Raw genomic sequence first — 16,799 nt, 5'->3', positions numbered from 1 at the left:
GATGCAGAGGGGCACCAGTGCTGGGGTATCTCAAGAGCTTCGCGCCGTGGATCGTGTTCGCGATCTTGAGTACGCGAGGGGAGTCGCGATGGGGCGCGCTGGCCGGTTTCGTCCTGGCGACCGTCCTCCTGATCGTTGAGCGCCGCCGTGGCCGCGGCTGGGACCAGGTGGTGATCGAGACCAGTTCGGCGCTGTTCTTCGCGTGTCTCGCGGTCGCGTCGTTCACGATCTCGCCGGCACCGCTCGGCGACTACGGCCCGGCCGCGTCGCTCGGCTGGCTCGCGCTGACCGCTTGGGGCTCGCTGGCCATCAGTAAGCCGTTCACATTTGGCATCGCCCGCACGATGGCGCCGCCGGAGGTCTGGCAGAGCCCGGTGTTCTACCGCCTCAACGCCGTCCTGACGGCCGTCTGGGCAACCGGCTTCACCGCGACCTCCGTCGCGCTGGTCGCACTCCTGCACTTCGCGCCGCACGCGACCGTCGCCGTGATCGCGGTGAAGGTGCTCGGCTTCGTGTTGCCCGCCGCGTTCACCGTCTACTACCCGAACGTCGTCCGCGCCCGGGCCCGCCGCCAGGCAGCAGACGCCTCCATCGACCTGGGGACCGCACGATGACATCGGCTTACCTGCAAGGACATCTGGCCCCCGTGGCCGACGAGATCGACGCGGTCGACCTCCCCGTCACGGGCGTGCTGCCCGACGAGCTCAACGGCCGCTACTTCCGCAACGGCCCGAACCCGCTGCCCGGACAGGATCCCGGCCACTGGTTCGCCGGCCACGGCATGCTCCACGGTGTACGCCTACGGGCCGGCCGCGCGGAGTGGTACCGCAACCGCTGGGTGCGCACCCGCAGGCTCGAGGGCGCCGAGCACTTCACCGGGGCCGGCGTCGACCGTACGGCGGTCACCGCCAACACCCACGTCATCCACCACAACGACAAGATCCTGGCGCTGGTGGAGAACGGCTTCCCGTACGAAGTGACGCCCGAGCTCGACACCGTAGGCCCGTGCGACTTCCACGGCAGGCTGACGACGGCGATGACCGCCCACCCGAAGCAGGATCCGGCCACGGGCGAGCTGCACTTCTTCGGCTACGGCTTCCGCCCGCCGTACCTCACCTACCACCGGCTGTCGGCGAGTGGCGAGCTGGTCGAGAGCCGCGAGATCGCCGTCCCCGGTCCGACGATGATGCACGACTTCGCGATCACCGCGAACCACATCGTCTGGCTCGACCTTCCGCTGGTGTTCGACGTCTCCCTTGTGGGCAAGGGCATGCCGGTCGGCTGGGACGACACGTACGGCGCGCGGATCGGCGTCATGCCGCGCGACGGGAGCGGAAAAGTGGCGTGGTTCGACGTCGACCCCTGCTACGTCTTCCACGTCGGCAACGCCCGCGACGACGCCGCGGGCCGGGTCGTCCTGGAGGCCGCCCGCTACACGCCCGGCGCGTTCAACGCGATCTGGGCCTCGATCGGGGGCACGGCCAACCCCGCCGCCGCGGCCGCGGAGCTGGGCGGTGCGCACCTGCACCGCTGGGTCTTCGACCCATCGACCGGTGTTGTGAAAGAGGAGCAGCTCGACGACCGCGACGTGGAGTTCCCGACCATCAACGACGGGCTGACCGGCCTCCCGAGCCGTTTCCTCTTCACCGTCTCGGAGAACGCCGTCGTCAAGTACGACACGACAGTCGGATCCGCCACCACGTACGACCTGCGCGCCGACCAGGCGCCAGGCGAGGCCGTGTTCGTGCCGGCCGCCGGCAGCCAGGCGGAGGACACCGGCTGGCTGCTGTCGATCGTCACCTCGCGTACGGCCGACGAGTCGGAGCTCCTGGTCCTGGACGCCCACGACCTCGCCAGGGTCGCCTCGGTCCGCCTGCCGCGCAGGGTGCCGGCCGGCTTCCACGGCTCCTGGATCGCGGACGAGGATCCGACGTGATCGAGCTTCGCCAAGCGACCCCGGACGACATCGACGGCGTACGGCCAGAGCATGGAAGCGACGTTCGAACGCGACGTCGAGGGTGCCTGAGGGGTGTTCGGCCATTTGTCATGGGCGGTCCGAACGACATGTCATAGGTGGTGGCGGCGACAGTGCACCAGGCTGTCGCCATGTCCACGAAAACGACCGGAACGAGCCCGGGGAACCGGCGGGCCGCGCTGACCCTCGTTGTGCTGACGCCGTTGATCGCGGAGCTGGCGTTCGGCAGCACGCCGCTCCGGATGGCCTGGCTGGTGCTCCTGTGGCTGCCGGTCTACGGCGCGGGGATCCTGCTGGTCCGCGAGGCCGTCCGCCGCACCGGCCGGGGCTGGCCGAGCATCGTGCTCCTCGGCCTGGCCTACGAGCTGGCCGAGGACGGGATCGGCATCCAGGCCCTGTCCAGCCCGCACCTCTACGGCGCGGCCGGCTGGGCGCCCCGCCTGTTCGGGCTGAACGTGGCGTACTGGGAGGTCAACGCGATCTACCACGTCGTCTTCAGTGCGGTGATCCCGATCCTGCTGACCGATCTGCTGTTCCCGGCGCACCGGACCGTGCCGTACCTCAAGCGGGGCGGCCTGGTGATCACCGGAGTGGTCGCGCTGCTCGGGCTTGGGCTGCTGCGCGTGTCGGTGCCGCCTTCGCAGGATCCGGGGTACGTCGCGCCTCTACCGGTGCTGCTGGGCTGCGTCGTGGCGATCGCTGTGCTGGCCGTGGTCGCACTCCGGGTGCTGCCGCGGAGCGTTCTCGCCCCGGACAGCCGGGCGCCGGTGCCCTCGCGTGGTGCGCTGGCCGCGTTCGGATGCCTCGGCGTCGGCGTGGTGCTCGGCCTGCTGTTCCCGTTCGGCGGCGCTCGCCAGCCGGCGTTCACGCACGGCCTGTGGGTGTTCCTGCCCATGGCCGTGGGCGCCGCGCTCGCCGGGCTGGCGAACGTGCTGGTGCGCCGCTGGGGGAGGTCCGCGCACTGGACCGATCGGCACGCGCTCGCGCTGGCCGGCGGGGCGCTGGTCGGCCACACGCTGTTCGGGATCCTCGCCGCGGCGGACACGACGTTCGACCGGATCGGGCTGGCCGGCATCGCGGTGGTCACCGTCGGGCTGCTGGCCTGGCTGGACGGCCGGCTGGCGCGCCGCCCGGCCCAGCCGCTCACTCCATAGATCGTCTAGCCCCAGACCTCCTCGGCGGTCTCGACGATCAGCCGCAGCTTGGCCACCTGCTGCTCGTAGGTCAGCGCGTTCCCTTCCATCGTTGACGAAAAGCCGCACTGCGGCGACAGGCAGATCTGGTCCAGCGAGACGTACTTCGCCGCCTCGTCGATCCGGCGCTTGAGGTCGTCCTTCGACTCCAGCTCGCCGCGCTTGGTCGTGACCAGTCCGAGCACGACCTGCTTGCCGGGCGGTACGAACCGCAGCGGCTCGAACGTTCCGGAGCGGGCGTCGTCGTACTCCAGGAAGAACCCGTCGACGTTCAGCTCGGAGAACAACGCCTCCGCCACGAAGTCGTAGCCGCCTTCGGCCGTCCACGAGGAACGGAAGTTGCCGCGGCACATGTGCGTGGTCACCGCCATGCCTTCGGGCTTGGTCACCAGCGCGTCGTTGATCTGCCGGATGTAACGCAGATGCAGGTGCTCGGCGTCGTCGCCGCGTTCGGTGAGCATGGCGCGCTGGGCGGGGTCGTTGAGGTAGGCCAGGCTGGTGTCGTCGAACTGCAGGTAGCGGCAGCCGAGCTCGCCGAGCCGCCGGACCTGCTCGGCGTACGCCGCCGACAGGTCGCTCCAGAACTCCTCGACGTCCGGATAGACCGACGGATCGATCGAGGCCGGGCCGCCGCGGTAGTGCACCATGTTCGGCGACGGGATCGTGAGCTTCGGCACGGCGGACGTCGTGACGTTCTTCAGGAACGCGAAGTGGTCGGCGAAGATCGTCTCGTCGAGCCGCACCTTCTCGCCGACGTGCAACGCCGCCGTCATGAACTCGATGGTGCCTTCGGCGTTCCGGAACTCGACCTTGATCTGCTCATCGGCAGGCGTGATACCGCCCAGCTGGTAGATGAAGTCCATGTGCCAGGTCGCGCGCCGGAACTCGCCGTCGGTCGCCGACCGCAGGCCGACGTCCTCCTGCAGGTGCACGACTTCGGGGATCGCCGCGTCCTCGATCTCGCGGAGCTGCTCGGCCGTGATGCGTTGCTTGGCGCGATCCGCCCGGGCCTGCAGCAGCGCCGGGGGTCGCAGCAGGCTGCCCACGTGGTCGGCACGGAACGGAGGAGTATCGCGAAGCGCCATCGTTCACCTCTCGACAAGGTCGCCGGTTCTTTCGGTACGTAGGTGCCCTCGACGGCTCATTCAAGTCCGACTGTGCGCGGAAGTCGAGTTTCGTGCGATATGCGAACAGGAATCGCCGAGAAGACAACGAGATCCGGCGAGATCCGACGTGATCCGGCCGCGTCGCTCGTACGAACAAGAGATGGAGCGGGCTGGTGCAAGGAGCGGCGCCGGGCTGCTCGATGAGGGAAGCGGGCTCCGCGATCGACGTCCCCTCCGTCGTAACGTCGATCTCGGAGCCCGGGCTACGGTGGTCGAATGAACCGACTCGGCGCCGAGACCAGCCCGTACCTCCTGCAACACGCCGACAACCCGGTGCACTGGTGGCCCTGGAGCGACGAGGCTTTCGCCGAGGCCCGCCGCCGGGACGTGCCGATTCTGCTGTCTGTTGGGTACTCCGCGTGCCACTGGTGCCATGTGATGGCACACGAGTCGTTCGAGGACGAGCGTACCGCCGCCTACATGAACGAGCATTTCGTCAACATCAAGGTCGACCGCGAAGAACGCCCCGATGTCGACGCGGTTTACATGACGGCGACGCAGGCGATGACCGGCCAGGGCGGCTGGCCGATGACGTGCTTCCTCACCCCTGACGGCGAGCCGTTCTACTGCGGTACGTACTTCCCGCCAGAGCCGCGGCACGGCATGCCGGCGTTCGGCGACGTGCTGGCCGCGATCGTACGTACGTGGGACGAGCGCCGGGCCGACGTCCTCGAAGCGGGCGCGAAGGTCGTCGAGTCCCTTGCGCAGCAGGCTTTCCCCGCAGGTTCGACGCCGACGGCCGACGCCCTGGACGCTGCCGTTCGCACGCTGGGCCAGCAGTTCGACTCCGCCCACGGTGGTTTCGGTGGTGCGCCGAAGTTCCCGCCGTCGATGGTGCTCGAGTTCCTGTTGCGGTCCCACGTCCGCACCGGGGATGCCGCGACGTTGCGGATGGTGGAGAAGACCTGCGACGCGATGGCGCGCGGCGGCATGTACGACCAGATCGGTGGCGGCTTCGCCCGCTACAGCGTCGACCACCAGTGGGTCGTGCCCCACTTCGAGAAGATGCTGTACGACAACGCGCTGCTGCTCCCGGTCTACCTGCACTGGTGGCGGCTGACCGGCTCGCCGCTGGCCGAGCGGATCGTACGCGAGACCGCGGAGTTCCTGCTGCGCGAGCTGCTCACGCCAGAAGGCGGTTTCGCCGCCGCGCTCGACGCCGACAGCGAGGGCGTCGAGGGCAAGTTCTACGTCTGGACGCCCGACCAGCTGCGCGAGGTGCTCGGCGACGAGGATGCCGCGACGGCCGCGAAACTGTTCGACGTAACGGCTGAGGGCACCTTCGAGCACGGCTCGTCGACGCTGCGGCTGCTCGAGGACCCAACCGACGAAGGTGCTCTCGCGTCGATCCGCGAGCGGTTGCTGCGCGCGCGGGGCGAGCGCGTACGCCCGGGTCGCGACGACAAGGTGGTCGCCGCCTGGAACGGCCTGACGATCGCCGCGCTCGCCGAGGCCGGTGGGTTGCTTTCCGAGCCGCGTTACGTCGACGCCGCCCGGACCGCGGCCGAGCTGCTTGTGGGCGTGCACACGACCAACGACGGCCGCCTGCTGCGCACGTCGCTGGGCGGGCAGGCCGGACGCAGCGCGGGCGTACTCGAGGACTACGCCTGCGTCGCCACCGGCTATCTCGCGCTGCTCGCCGCGACCGGCGATGCGATCTGGCTGCGGCGGGCCGAGCCGCTGCTGGACACGATCCTGACGCGGTTCGCCGGCGCGGACGGACAGTTCTTCGATACCTCAGACGATGCAGAGGATCTGATCCAACGGCCACAAGATCCGACCGACAACGCCACTCCTTCTGGGCAATTCGCAGCCGCCGGTGCGCTGCTGACCTACGCTGCCTACACCGGATCCGGTCGGCATCGAGCCGCGGCCGAACAGGCGGTGGGTATTGCCGGGCTGCTGGCCGAGCGGGCGCCGCGAGCGTGTGGCTACGGCCTCGCGGTCGCGGAGGCACTGCTCGCCGGGCCGCTCGAGATCGCGATCGTCGGCGACGCGGGCGACCCGCGGCGGGCGGAGTTGTTCCGCGCGGCGTTGCGTACGTTGTCGCCGGGAGCTGTGGTTGTCGCGGGAGACGTGGGTACACCTGACGTACCACTGCTCGCCGACCGGCCACTCGTCGACGGTGGGGCGGCGGCGTACGTCTGCCGCGGCTTCGTGTGCGATCGGCCGGTGGGCACGGTGTCGGAGCTTGCTGCGAGGATCGACATGCCACGTTCGGTGTCGACCTGACAACGCGTGGCAACGACTGTATGCAGGGAAGCAGGCAGGGAAGGAAGTCATGGGCAAGAAGCGGAAGCTAGGACCGCTCGACATGCTGGTGATCGGGGCGGGCGCCACACTCGTCGCCGTCTCGATCGCGCGCGAGCTGCGCCGGCCGGCCGAGGAGCGCACCTGGCAGGGGAACGTCGCGGGCGTTCCCTACGACTGGCGGCCGCCGACCGTCGAGCGGCTGAAGGCGACCTGGTGGGCGCCGGAGGACGACAAGCTCGTCCACCCGGCGGCGTTCGGCATGGGCTGGGACCTCAACGTCGGCAGGGTCGCCCGGTTGGCCCAGGACGCGATGGCCGAACAACTGAGCTAGAGCCTGGCTTGCTGTCCCTGGCGAGCCGGTGGCTGGCTCTGCCGGGGCCCAGGTGTTCCGAGAAGACAGGTGTTCCCGACAAGACAGCCACGTTCGCTGTACGGCGCCACGCTGCCGGCCTGCACGGTCCGGCCGGCGTGGCGCCGTCGCATGCTGGCTGCTGCCGCAGTCGGCCACGGCGGACTCTTGCCGGATGGACGTAACGGTGTAATCATCATTACATGACGACCAAGCAGGAGCACGTCGAGCGGGTCCGGGGCTGGCTGGCCGGACGCCTGCCGGAGGGGTGGTTCGTCGAGCCGATCGAGGTGATCACTGATCGTGAGGAGATCACCGTGGTCGGACGGCTCACCCCGCCCGCTCTCGAGGAAGACACGTCCGAGGTCGAACGTTCGGCCGCGGAGTCCGGCAAGATCAAGGAGTTCCGCGAGCGCACACGCGACCAGCGGATCCGGATCGCACGCGAGTTGGAGCACGCCACCGGGCGCAAGGTCGCCTGGGGTGCGCGCTGCGGCGAGGCCGACGAGATGTTCACGACTCTGTCCGTGCCGGTGATGACCAGGCTGCGGCAGTCCGAGCGGCAGGTGCTCGACACGCTGGTCGAGGCCGGCGTGGCACGTACCCGTTCGGAGGCGCTGTCGTGGTGCGTCAAGCTGGTCGGCAAGCACGCCGAGGAATGGCTGGACGAGCTGCGCGAGGCGATGGTCCACCTGGAGCGCGTACGCGGCGAGGGGCCTGACAAAGCCGAAGCGCCGGAGGACAATCTGGGGTGAACCCGGTGCGCCTCGACTTCGATGGCCAGGTGATCTCCGTGCGACACGAACGGGTGACATTCCCTTCCGAAGGCCTGCGACTGGCCGGTGACCTGCGGACTCCTTCGGGCTCACCGGCCGCTGTGCCGGGACTGGTGTTCACCGGCCCGTACACCGGCGTGAAGGATCAAGTGGTCGGCACGTACGCCGAGAAGCTCGCGGACTGCGGCTTTGTGACGCTGGCCTTCGACCACCGCAACTTCGGCGAGAGCGACGGGCTGCCGCGGCAGCACGAAGATGCCCAGGGCAAGCTCGCCGACCTGCGCGACGCGGTGTCGTTCCTGCTGGCCCGCCCCGACGTCTCGAGCGTCGGCGTGGTCGGGGTCTGCCTCGGCGGCGGATACGCGCTGCGGGCGGCCGCCCTGGACCCGCGGATCGCCGCGATGGCCGGCGTGGCGGGCGGCTACAACTCTCCGGGCTGGTTCCGGTCGCAGATGGGCGTCGCGGCGTACACCAAGACGCTGGAGGAGCTGCTCGCGGGCTATGCCGTCGCACCCGAGCGCATGATCCCGGCCGTCGGCTTGTCCGGCGAGGTGGCGATGGGCGGCCAGGAACCGCACGACTACTACGCCACCGAGCGCGGCGCGAGCGCGTGGTGGCACAACGAGATGACCGCGTTCTCGGCTTACTCCCTGCTCACGCTGGACGCCGTGGGCGTGGCCGAGCTGGTGGCGCCGCGGCCGGTACTGCTGGTGCACGGCCGGGTCGATGAGTACTGCCCGCCGGGCGTGGCCCAGGCCGCGTTCGACGCCTGCGGCGAGCCGAAGCGCCTGGTCTGGCTCGACACGACCTGCCACATCGACCTGTACGACCAGCCGGAGTACGTCGATCGGGCGGTGGCGGAGCTCGCCGACCACTTCGGGCGCCACCTCGCCGGACACGGTCTGACCGGCTCGTAACGCCTACCTGGCGGCCTCGAAGCGCCGCGGCCACACTCGAGCTCTGCGCCCCTCTGTGCCCCTCCGCGGCCACGATGACCACGGGTGCTCGGTCATTTGGCCACGCGGCGGAGCCGCACAGCCAGCACTTTGCCAGGCGAATTCACCTGGCAGCTGCGAAATGACCGAGCACCCGTGGTCATTACAGGCGCACGACGAGGCGGTGCGATCAGCCGGGCTGCTGCTCCGGACTCGTCGGAACGGCCTTCAGCGCGGCCCCGTCATCGGTGGCTCCGTTTTCGGTGGGAGCGGGCAGCTGTGGCTTCTCCGTACTGTTCTCGCCGAGGTTCGCGAGCAGCTGCCGAGCCAGGCCCAGGCCGGTGCCACCCAGCGTGAGCGTCTTGGCGAGGAGCTCCTCGATACCCTGGGCGCCGTTCAGCACGATCAGGTTGTCCGCGTTGCTGAGCGCCTTCGAGCTGGCTTCGACGATCTCCGGCCAGTTCTCCGCGAGCTGCTGGGCGATGACGGCCTCCTGGTTCTCCGACAGGGCGCGGGCCCGTGCCTGGATCGCCTCTGCCTCGGCGAGCCCGATCATCTTGGTCGCGTCGGCTTCGGCTTCGCCCTTCATCCGGGTGGTCTCGGAGTCAGCCCGCGCCCGGGCGATCCGGGCCTGCCGGTCCGCCTCGGCGAGCGTGACCTCCTCGTACGCCTTGGCGTCGGCCGGCTTGCGGACCTCGGCCTCCAGGCGCTTCTCCGCGCGGTAGGCCTCCAGCTCGGCGTTCTTGGTCTCCTGCTCGATGACCTGCTGCTGCGCGATGACAGCCGCCTGCTGGACCTGCGCCTTGAACTCCGCCTTCTTGATCTCGGTGTCGCGGATCGCCGAGGCGTTCGCTGCCTCGGACTCCTGCTCCTTCAGCGTGGCCTCCCGGTTGCGTTCGGCCTGGGCGATCCGGGCGGTGGAGGCGACCTTGGCCGCGTGCGGCTTGCCGAGGTTGATGATGTAGCCGGTCTCGTCGTCGATCTCCTGGACCTGCAACGAGTCGACGACCAGCCCCAGCTTGCTCATCTCGTCGGCTGCCGAGCTGCGGGTCTCGCTGGCGAGGCGGTCGCGGTTGACGATCAGGTCCTCGACCGTGAGGTTGCCGATGATGGAGCGCAGATGACCCGTGAAGAGCTCGTGGATGGCGCCGTCCATCGTCTGCTGCTGCTCCAGGAAACGCCTGGCGGCGTTGGCGATCGAGGAGAAGTCGTCGCCGACCTTGTAGATGGCGACGCCGCGTACCTGGACGGGGATGCCCTGCTGCGTCACGCAGTGGACGGCGAGCTGGGCTGCCCTGCTGTCGAGTCGCAGCCGGCGTGCGGTCTGGAACGCGGGCAGCACGGCGGTGCCCTTGCCCGTGACGATCTTGAAGCCGAGGCTGTCGGCGGTCTCGCGGTTGTGGCTCCTCGCGCCGAGCCCGGAGATGATGAGCGCCTCGTTCGGCTCGGCGACCCGCCAAACCAGTTTGAACAAGACGATCAGTACGACGATGGCGGTCACCACGGCGATGACGATTGCGACTGATGTAGGCATGTCCCCCTCCTCTGACGGCTGTTACTCAGGTCGATGCGGGAGCGACGTAAACGGTTCGTGGCGGGTAGTACTCGACGACGACCACGATCGAGCCGACCTCGATCTCGTCGCTTGGGATCGTCGGGTGGGCGTAGAACGCCTCCACTCCGCCGCGGACGGCGAGCATCACCTCGCCGACCAGCCCTGGGCCGATCCTGCCCGTCACCCGGCCAGACTTGCCGACCACGTGCGTCCCTCCCTCTCACCCGTGCCTGAGAGCGTATCGGACCACATGCCCGTAAGACTGGGGAAGAAGATCCTTACCTTCGGCCTTCTGTTTATGGGAACACTGGGTTGGTGAGATGATCCGAAGTGCCGAGACTCGGCCGGGTGAGGTGAGATGAACGCCGTCCTGATGGTCGTCACCGTGGCGTTGTCCGACGCCGTCGGCGACCTGTGGCGCTTGCTACGTGGCGGCCCTGTCGGTTTTCGCAGGCTGATCGGCCGGCTGCTGGGCCAGACCTGCTTTCGCGCGCTCGCGGTCACCGCGTGGCTCGCGATGACCGCGGTCCTGGCCGAGCTGCGCGCCGGCAACGACCTGCGGCTGGAGAGGCTCATCCCGTTGCTGGTGGCCGGCCTGTCGCCGCTGCTGCTGTCGGGGATCGAGCTGGCGCCGCACGTCGGGCCGTTGCTCTACCTCGGACTGCATGCGTGGGTGATCGTCCGGCTGATCAACCGGCTGCAGGACGTGTCCGGCCTGCCCGCGGTCGACAGCACGTTCGCCGTGCTCGGCGGGGCCGTGGGCTACTGGCTGGTGCGTACGCTGCCGGCGTTCCTCCACCGCCACCACGGCGTGCGCGCCCCCGCTATCGCGGAGGGACTGTCTTGAGCCTCCTCGGGTCGATCCTGTACACCGCGAGCACGGTGATCGTCGGCGCGATCTTCGTGCTGGTGGTCGTGCTGCTGGTGCTCGCACCCGGCGAGGTGATCGGCCTGCGCGCGGGCTGGAGCCGCCGGGACGCCAAGCTGCCGGCGTCGCTGCCGTACTACGTCGACCTGGACGGCCTGGCGATGCCCGGCAAGGCCGGCATTCCCGACCAGCCGCGCGCTCCTGAGCGCTATCTCGTCTACCTCGACGGCGTGGGCAAGTCCGCGCCCCGCGACACCCGGGTCGCGCGCGAGGTGATCAAGCGGCTCGGCCGCGTGTTGCCGGGCACCCGCTTCGTCGGGCACGTCACGCCGTACTCCCCGCTCAACCGCGCGCTGGCCGCCCACCCTCGCCTCGGCCGGTGGTGGCGGCTGGCCGCGAAGCGGTTCCGGATCCTGATCTTCCTGCGCAACATCGCGCAGTTCCTCGTGGCGTCCGACCGGCGCTACCACGACACGTACCGCTCGGCGGTCGCCCAGACCGTGCTCGAGCACCTGACCGCGTCCGGCTACGTGCGCGGCTCCGGCGCGCCGCTGGTCCTCGTGGGCTACAGCGGCGGTGCCGAGGCCGCCGTCAGCATCGCGCCGCTGCTGCAGGTCGCGCTGCAGACTCCGCCGGTCACGATCGTCAGCATCGGCGGCGTGGTCGACGCGCGCAGCCACCTGCCGGGCGTCGAGCACCTCTACCACTTCGTCAGCCGCCACGACTGGGTCGAGCGGCTGGGACGGATGGTGTTCCCGGCGCACTGGTTGATCGCGCGTCGCAGCGGGTGGAACAGCGCGCGCCGCGCGGGGCGGATCAGCGTCCATCGGCTGGACGAGGCGCGGCACTTCGGCAGGCGGGGCTATCTGAGCCCGGTGCCGCGCTTCGCCGATGGCCGCGGTCAGCTGGATCGTACGTTGGACGCGGTGTCAGCTGTGCTTACGCGCGACCAGCACGTCGCGGTCGATGGAGCTGTCGACGCGGTGGCGGAAGCCGAGGTAGGCCGGCCCATCGCACACCTCTAGCCCGGCGGCGGTCAGCAGCCCGGCGGCTTCCTCCCGCGCGGCCACGTGCGTGTTCCACGCCAGCCCGACCGCGCCTCCGGGCCGCAGCAGCTCGACCCATACCGGCAGGGCGGCCTTCAGCAGCTCCAGCGGCTTCCGCGACAAGGCGGCCGCCGGCGAACGGCTTCCGTGCTGTACGCCGTACGGCAGGTCGGCCACCAGCACGTCGAAGGACGAGGCCTTGAAGACTTCCCGCCCCTGCAACGTGTCGGCGTTGACCATCGTCAACGAAAGCTTGTCGCCGGACTTGTAAGCCTGCTTGTCCGCACCGATGTCGACGTGCAGCCGCCGGCCGAGGACGCGCCGCTCGCGGCGTACCGGCGTGGTCTCCGCCTTGTGCTTGATGCGCTTGCGCTTCAGCCAGGTCCGCACGAACCCGGAGTAGGCCTCGAAGTCCTTGCCGTCGACGTCCATGCCGGTCGCGTCGTAGCCGTACATCAGCGCCTGGTTGAGCGTCGTGCCGCGGCCGCACAGCGGGTCGAACACGTGCAGGCGCCGGTCGAGCATCGACGAGCCGAACGAGCTGGCCAGCACGGTGACGTTGAGCAGCAGCTTCGTGAAGTGCTCGTTGGTCTTCCCGGCGTACTTCTGGATCGTGATCAGGTCGTCGTCGAAGACGTCGAGCGGCGTGAGCTCGACCGGCCGCAGCAACGTTTCGCCCGTTCCGTCCGCGGAACGCACGAACAACGCATAGCCGGACGACAGGTTCGCGAGGTAGGAGACGTCTCGTGGAGTCAGCCCAGGGTCTGCAGAGAACGTCACGTACGGCACGCCGCCGATCCGCGTCGCCGCGAGGTCGGTCAGCGGAGCGTTCAGCACCGTCGAGCCGAACACCTCCAGCTCCGCGATCGTCAACCCCACAGCCGATTCGGCGTAGACGCGGTTGGCCGCCGGCAGGACGAGGAAGGCGTAGTCGGTCACTCGACACCGACTGCCGTGCCGGGCGTGAGCAGGCGGTAGTCGACGCCGACCGCTTCCGACATGCGCTCGATCAGGCCGCTGTGAACGCTGATGCCGATGTCGTTGAGCAACCCTTCGTGCATGCCCAACGCCAACGCCGGCTTGACGGCGCGTACGTAGTCGACAGCGTTGGCGCCCAGCACCCACGGAGCGCCGACGGGTACGAACAGCGTCGTCACCGGCCGCCCCGGCTGGGTGAACGCGTCGCCAGGATGGAACACCTGATCGTCGACGAAGAAGCCGATGTTGGGCACCGGGGGCAGATCGGGATGAATCACCTCGTGTCGCTCGCCGTGCACCGTGACGTCGAACCCCGCCGCCGTGAACGCCGAACCGTCGGCCACGACGTGGACGCGCTCGGGACCGGCGTCGGCCAGCAGCTCGGAGACGGCGGCGTTCGTCCACACCTCCAGTGAGGGGTGGCGCTTGAGCTTCTCGACATCGAGGTGGTCGAAGTGCTCGTGGGTGATGAGCACGGCGGTGGCGCCGTCGAGCGGCTCCTCTTCGCTGAACGAGCCGGGATCGATGACCAGCGCGTGGTCATCCTTCTCCAGGCGTACGCAGGAGTGCGTGTACTTCACGACCCGCATCGTGGAAAACCTTCTCTCCGAACTGGCGTACCAGGCAACCAATCAGCCTAGTAAGGAGTCACCCTTCATGGCGGCGACACCCACCGTTGGATCGAAACGGAGTAACCTCGGTTCGGCTTTTCGGGTGATCGGCGTCACGGCTGGCTCGGCCGGCCCACTCGGTTGGTGCTGCGTAACCAGGCCAGGTGCACGTCAGTCGTACGTATGAGGAGGCGACCAGGCGGATGGGTCTACGGAACCTCGTCTACCGCGTTTACCAGCGCCGGTTGATGGCATCCCTGCCGTCGGACCGGCTGCCGAAGCATGTCGCCGTCATGATCGACGGCAACCGGCGGTGGGCGCGCGCGTTCGGCGAGCATCCGTCCCGTGGGCACCAGGCCGGCGCCGACAAGATCCCCGAGTTCCTGGGCTGGTGCGACGAGCTGAGCGTCGACGTCGCGACGATCTACATGTTGTCCACCGACAACCTCTCGCGTCCCGCCGACGAGGTCGAGCCGCTGCTCGAGATCATCTCCGAAATCGTCGGCAGGATGGCCGAAACCAGACGTTGGCGGATCCATCCGGTCGGTGCGCTCGATCTCGTTCCTGAAAACGTCGCCCACGCGCTGAAACAAGCCGAGGAGCAGACTTCCGACGTTCGGGGAATGCTCGTCAATGTCGCGGTCGGCTACGGCGGCCGCCGCGAGGTGGCCGATGCTGTGCGTTCACTACTTCACGAGCACGCCAGCAAGGGCACGACGATCGAGGAGCTCGCCGAGGTCATCGACGTCGAGCACATCGCCGAGCACCTGTACACCAAGGGCCAGCCCGACCCGGATCTGATCATCCGAGCTTCCGGCGTCCAGCGGCTGTCCGACTTCCTTCTGTGGCAGAGCGCTTACAGTGAGTTCTTTTTCTGCGAAGCGCTGTGGCCGGATTTCCGCAAGGTGGACTTTCTCCGTGCGATCCGGGCCTACGCCGCCCGCAGCCGCCGTTACGGTCGTTAGAACCCCGCCTTCGGTTACAGCGGGATTTTTTACTTGCGCGTCATCATTCGGACAGGCGCGTCCCCCTTTTGAAAAGTGGGTAACGGACGTACCGTCGATCCATGCGGTCGGGGATTTCGGACCCCGTGCCGACCCGAAAGGGGCGCATAGTGGCTGCATCGCACAGCAGGCGGCGAGGGGCATCAGGCTCAGAGCGCCGCACGTACGTGATCGACACCAGCGTTCTGCTGGCCGACCCCCACGCGATTTACAGATTTGACGAACATGAAGTCGTCATTCCTGTGGTCGTCGTGACGGAACTGGAGGGCAAGCGGCATCACCCCGAACTCGGCTACTTCGCTCGCACGGCTCTGCGATCGATGGACGAACTGCGGATCAAGCACGGGCGCTTGGACGCACCGATCCCGATCGGCGAAACCGGCGGAACGATCCGGGTCGAGCTCAACCACACCGATCCCGAGGTGCTCCCACCTGGCTTCAGGCTGGGCGACAACGACACCCGCATCCTCGCCGTCGCGCGTAACCTCTCCGCGGACGGTCTGGACGTCGTGCTGGTCTCCAAGGACCTGCCGCTGCGGGTGAAGGCGTCGGCCGTCGGCCTGACCGCCGAGGAGTACCGCGCCGAGCTGCCGGTCGAGACCGGCTGGACCGGCATGGTCGAGCTGGACGTGACCAGCGACGAGCTGGGCACGCTCTACTCCGAGGGCGAGATCGACCTGCCCGCGGGCGCCGACCTGCCCTGCCACACCGGGCTCGTCCTGATGTCCGAACGCGGCAGCGGCCTCGGCCGGGTCACGCCGGGCAAGCGGATCCGGCTCGTCCGCGGTGACCGGGAAGCGTTCGGGATCCACGGGCGCTCCGCGGAGCAGCGGGTCGCGCTGGATCTCCTGCTCGACCAGGAGATCGGGATCGTGAGTCTCGGCGGCCGGGCCGGCACGGGCAAGTCCGCGCTGGCGCTGTGTGCCGGGCTGGAAGCGGTGATGGAACGCCGGCAGCACCGGAAGGTCGTGGTCTTCCGGCCGCTGTACGCCGTTGGTGGTCAGGATCTCGGCTACCTGCCGGGCACCGAAGCCGAGAAGATGCAGCCGTGGGCTCAGGCGGTCTTCGACACTCTCGGCGCGGTGACCACCTCCGATGTGGTCGAGGAGGTCGTCGATCGCGGCATGCTCGAGGTGCTGCCGCTGACCCACATCCGTGGCCGTTCGCTGCACGACGCGTTCGTCGTAGTCGACGAGGCGCAGTCGCTGGAGCGCAACGTCCTGTTGACCGTACTCTCGCGGATCGGCGCAGGGTCCCGGGTCGTGCTGACACACGACGTCGGGCAGCGCGACAACCTCCGGGTCGGCCGGCACGACGGTGTGGTCGCGGTGGTGGAGAAGCTCAAGGGGCATCCGTTGTTCGCGCACGTGACGCTGACCCGCTCCGAGCGGTCGCCGATCGCGGCGCTGGTCACGGAGATGCTGGAGGACGTGTCGCTCTAGGGCGCGCGGGCTTTCCCGGTTGGGAGGCCGCGCCGGGCTCTGGCCCGGTGCGGCCTCCCTTGCGTTGGGCGCCGGCAGCCTCAGAGCACGGCACGTACCGCGGGCGCCACGGCTGAGTACGGCACGCAGCGAGCGGTGCCGCTCGTCCACGCCCCGGCCGCCGGACACCAGCCGCAGCTGGTCGGCGTGCGCGGCCTGCAGGCCGGTCGTACCCGGCGACCGGCTGCGTGCGGCGGCGAGCTCGATCGCCAGCGGGACTCCGTCCAGCCGGGCACCCTCCTGGGCCGCGTGCCTGGCCAGCCCCAGCGATCCGGGACACCGCACTTGTGCAGGAGCGACGAGACGTGCGTACGGAGATGAACAGCCGCCCCGCGATCTCGGCGTTGCCGCACCCCTCACCGACGAGAGCGAGCCCTTCGGACTCGCGCGCGGAGATCCCCTCTGGCGTGGACACCCGTTCATCTTCGGCGAGGTCACGGTTACAAGATCCCTAAACCACCGCAGAACGCGCTCCGAGCTGGCAGGCGGCTTTCGGCACCCTCGTTTCTGCCCTCAAGTGGCCACGGGAGCGTACGCGTAATTCGTCCGTTTTGCCCCGCGATAGACTACATAATCGCAGGTCAGCGACCTGCTGATGATGTCAAGCCG

The 16,799-nt window shown here is 69.0% G+C and carries 16 protein-coding genes; 11 read left to right on the top strand and 5 right to left on the bottom strand.

The window, feature by feature from the left end:
* Positions 1–17 precede the first annotated feature (17 nt).
* The 3 genes from ACYVF6_RS26855 (at position 18) to ACYVF6_RS26845 (ending at position 3,129) form a co-directional block, all read left to right on the top strand.
* A complete protein-coding gene (locus ACYVF6_RS26855; protein WP_460525324.1) occupies positions 18–614 on the top strand; it encodes a hypothetical protein in 597 nt (198 codons plus the stop codon).
* Positions 611–1,936 carry a carotenoid oxygenase family protein gene (locus ACYVF6_RS26850; RefSeq protein WP_460525323.1) on the top strand — a complete coding sequence of 442 codons (1,326 nt, stop codon included), beginning with the start codon at positions 611–613 and terminating at the stop codon, positions 1,934–1,936. Before ACYVF6_RS26855 ends, ACYVF6_RS26850 begins: the two co-directional genes overlap by 4 nt.
* A 170-nt stretch (positions 1,937–2,106) precedes the next feature.
* Positions 2,107–3,129 (top strand): hypothetical protein, encoded by a 1,023-nt coding sequence (locus ACYVF6_RS26845; RefSeq protein WP_460525322.1) that lies wholly within the window; start codon positions 2,107–2,109, stop codon positions 3,127–3,129.
* A 5-nt stretch (positions 3,130–3,134) separates the two neighbouring features.
* Here ACYVF6_RS26845 and ACYVF6_RS26840 read toward each other — a convergent pair whose 3' ends face one another.
* Entirely contained in the window at positions 3,135–4,253 is a 1,119-nt protein-coding gene (locus tag ACYVF6_RS26840) for a uroporphyrinogen decarboxylase/cobalamine-independent methonine synthase family protein (protein ID WP_460525321.1), read from the bottom strand.
* A gap of 297 nt (positions 4,254–4,550) precedes the next feature.
* On the opposite strand from ACYVF6_RS26840, the gene ACYVF6_RS26835 reads away from it, so the two are divergent.
* From ACYVF6_RS26835 to ACYVF6_RS26820, 4 genes are all read left to right on the top strand, one after another.
* A complete protein-coding gene (locus tag ACYVF6_RS26835; RefSeq protein WP_460525320.1) occupies positions 4,551–6,566 on the top strand; it encodes a thioredoxin domain-containing protein in 2,016 nt (671 codons plus the stop codon).
* 49 nt (positions 6,567–6,615) lie between these two features.
* Entirely contained in the window at positions 6,616–6,918 is a 303-nt protein-coding gene (locus ACYVF6_RS26830) for a hypothetical protein (RefSeq protein ID WP_460525319.1), read from the top strand.
* Positions 6,919–7,139: 221 nt separating this feature from the next.
* Complete coding sequence (locus tag ACYVF6_RS26825; RefSeq protein ID WP_460525318.1) at positions 7,140–7,691, top strand: hypothetical protein; 552 nt, start codon at positions 7,140–7,142, stop codon at positions 7,689–7,691.
* Positions 7,688–8,629, top strand: a complete 942-nt coding sequence (locus ACYVF6_RS26820; RefSeq protein ID WP_460525317.1) for an alpha/beta hydrolase — start codon at positions 7,688–7,690, stop codon at positions 8,627–8,629. Before ACYVF6_RS26825 ends, ACYVF6_RS26820 begins: the two co-directional genes overlap by 4 nt.
* A gap of 208 nt (positions 8,630–8,837) precedes the next feature.
* Here the strand turns inward: ACYVF6_RS26820 and ACYVF6_RS26815 are convergent, their stop codons facing one another.
* Both ACYVF6_RS26815 and ACYVF6_RS26810 read right to left on the bottom strand, forming a co-directional pair.
* The gene (locus ACYVF6_RS26815) at positions 8,838–10,181 is read right to left on the bottom strand and encodes a flotillin family protein (RefSeq protein ID WP_460525316.1); all 1,344 of its coding nucleotides are present in this window, start codon (positions 10,179–10,181) and stop codon (positions 8,838–8,840) included.
* A 25-nt stretch (positions 10,182–10,206) separates the two neighbouring features.
* Positions 10,207–10,407: a hypothetical protein gene (locus ACYVF6_RS26810; RefSeq protein WP_460525315.1), complete on the bottom strand. Its 201-nt coding sequence runs from the start codon at positions 10,405–10,407 to the stop codon at positions 10,207–10,209.
* A 153-nt stretch (positions 10,408–10,560) separates the two neighbouring features.
* Here ACYVF6_RS26810 and ACYVF6_RS26805 point away from each other — a divergent pair, with 153 nt between their 5' ends.
* Positions 10,561–11,049: a hypothetical protein gene (locus tag ACYVF6_RS26805; protein WP_460525314.1), complete on the top strand. Its 489-nt coding sequence runs from the start codon at positions 10,561–10,563 to the stop codon at positions 11,047–11,049.
* Complete coding sequence (locus ACYVF6_RS26800) at positions 11,046–12,095, top strand: hypothetical protein (RefSeq protein ID WP_460525313.1); 1,050 nt, start codon at positions 11,046–11,048, stop codon at positions 12,093–12,095. Before ACYVF6_RS26805 ends, ACYVF6_RS26800 begins: the two co-directional genes overlap by 4 nt.
* Here ACYVF6_RS26800 and ACYVF6_RS26795 read toward each other — a convergent pair.
* Together ACYVF6_RS26795 and ACYVF6_RS26790 are read right to left on the bottom strand one after the other, a co-directional pair.
* Positions 12,000–13,055: a TRM11 family SAM-dependent methyltransferase gene (locus tag ACYVF6_RS26795; RefSeq protein WP_460525312.1), complete on the bottom strand. Its 1,056-nt coding sequence runs from the start codon at positions 13,053–13,055 to the stop codon at positions 12,000–12,002. The genes ACYVF6_RS26800 and ACYVF6_RS26795 overlap by 96 nt on opposite strands.
* On the bottom strand, positions 13,052–13,684 hold the full coding sequence (locus ACYVF6_RS26790; protein WP_460525311.1) for an MBL fold metallo-hydrolase: 633 nt from the start codon (positions 13,682–13,684) through the stop codon (positions 13,052–13,054). Before ACYVF6_RS26790 ends, ACYVF6_RS26795 begins: the two co-directional genes overlap by 4 nt.
* A 224-nt stretch (positions 13,685–13,908) precedes the next feature.
* Here ACYVF6_RS26790 and ACYVF6_RS26785 point away from each other — a divergent pair, with 224 nt between their 5' ends.
* The gene (locus tag ACYVF6_RS26785) at positions 13,909–14,670 is read left to right on the top strand and encodes an undecaprenyl diphosphate synthase family protein (RefSeq protein ID WP_460525310.1); all 762 of its coding nucleotides are present in this window, start codon (positions 13,909–13,911) and stop codon (positions 14,668–14,670) included.
* Positions 14,671–14,816: 146 nt separating this feature from the next.
* Positions 14,817–16,151, top strand: coding sequence for a PhoH family protein (locus ACYVF6_RS26780; protein ID WP_460525556.1), 1,335 nt, complete (start codon positions 14,817–14,819; stop codon positions 16,149–16,151).
* Positions 16,152–16,799: the final 648 nt, after the last annotated feature.

The organism is Flindersiella endophytica, assembly GCF_054779015.1.
This window is presented reverse-complemented; position numbering and strand designations above follow the sequence as displayed.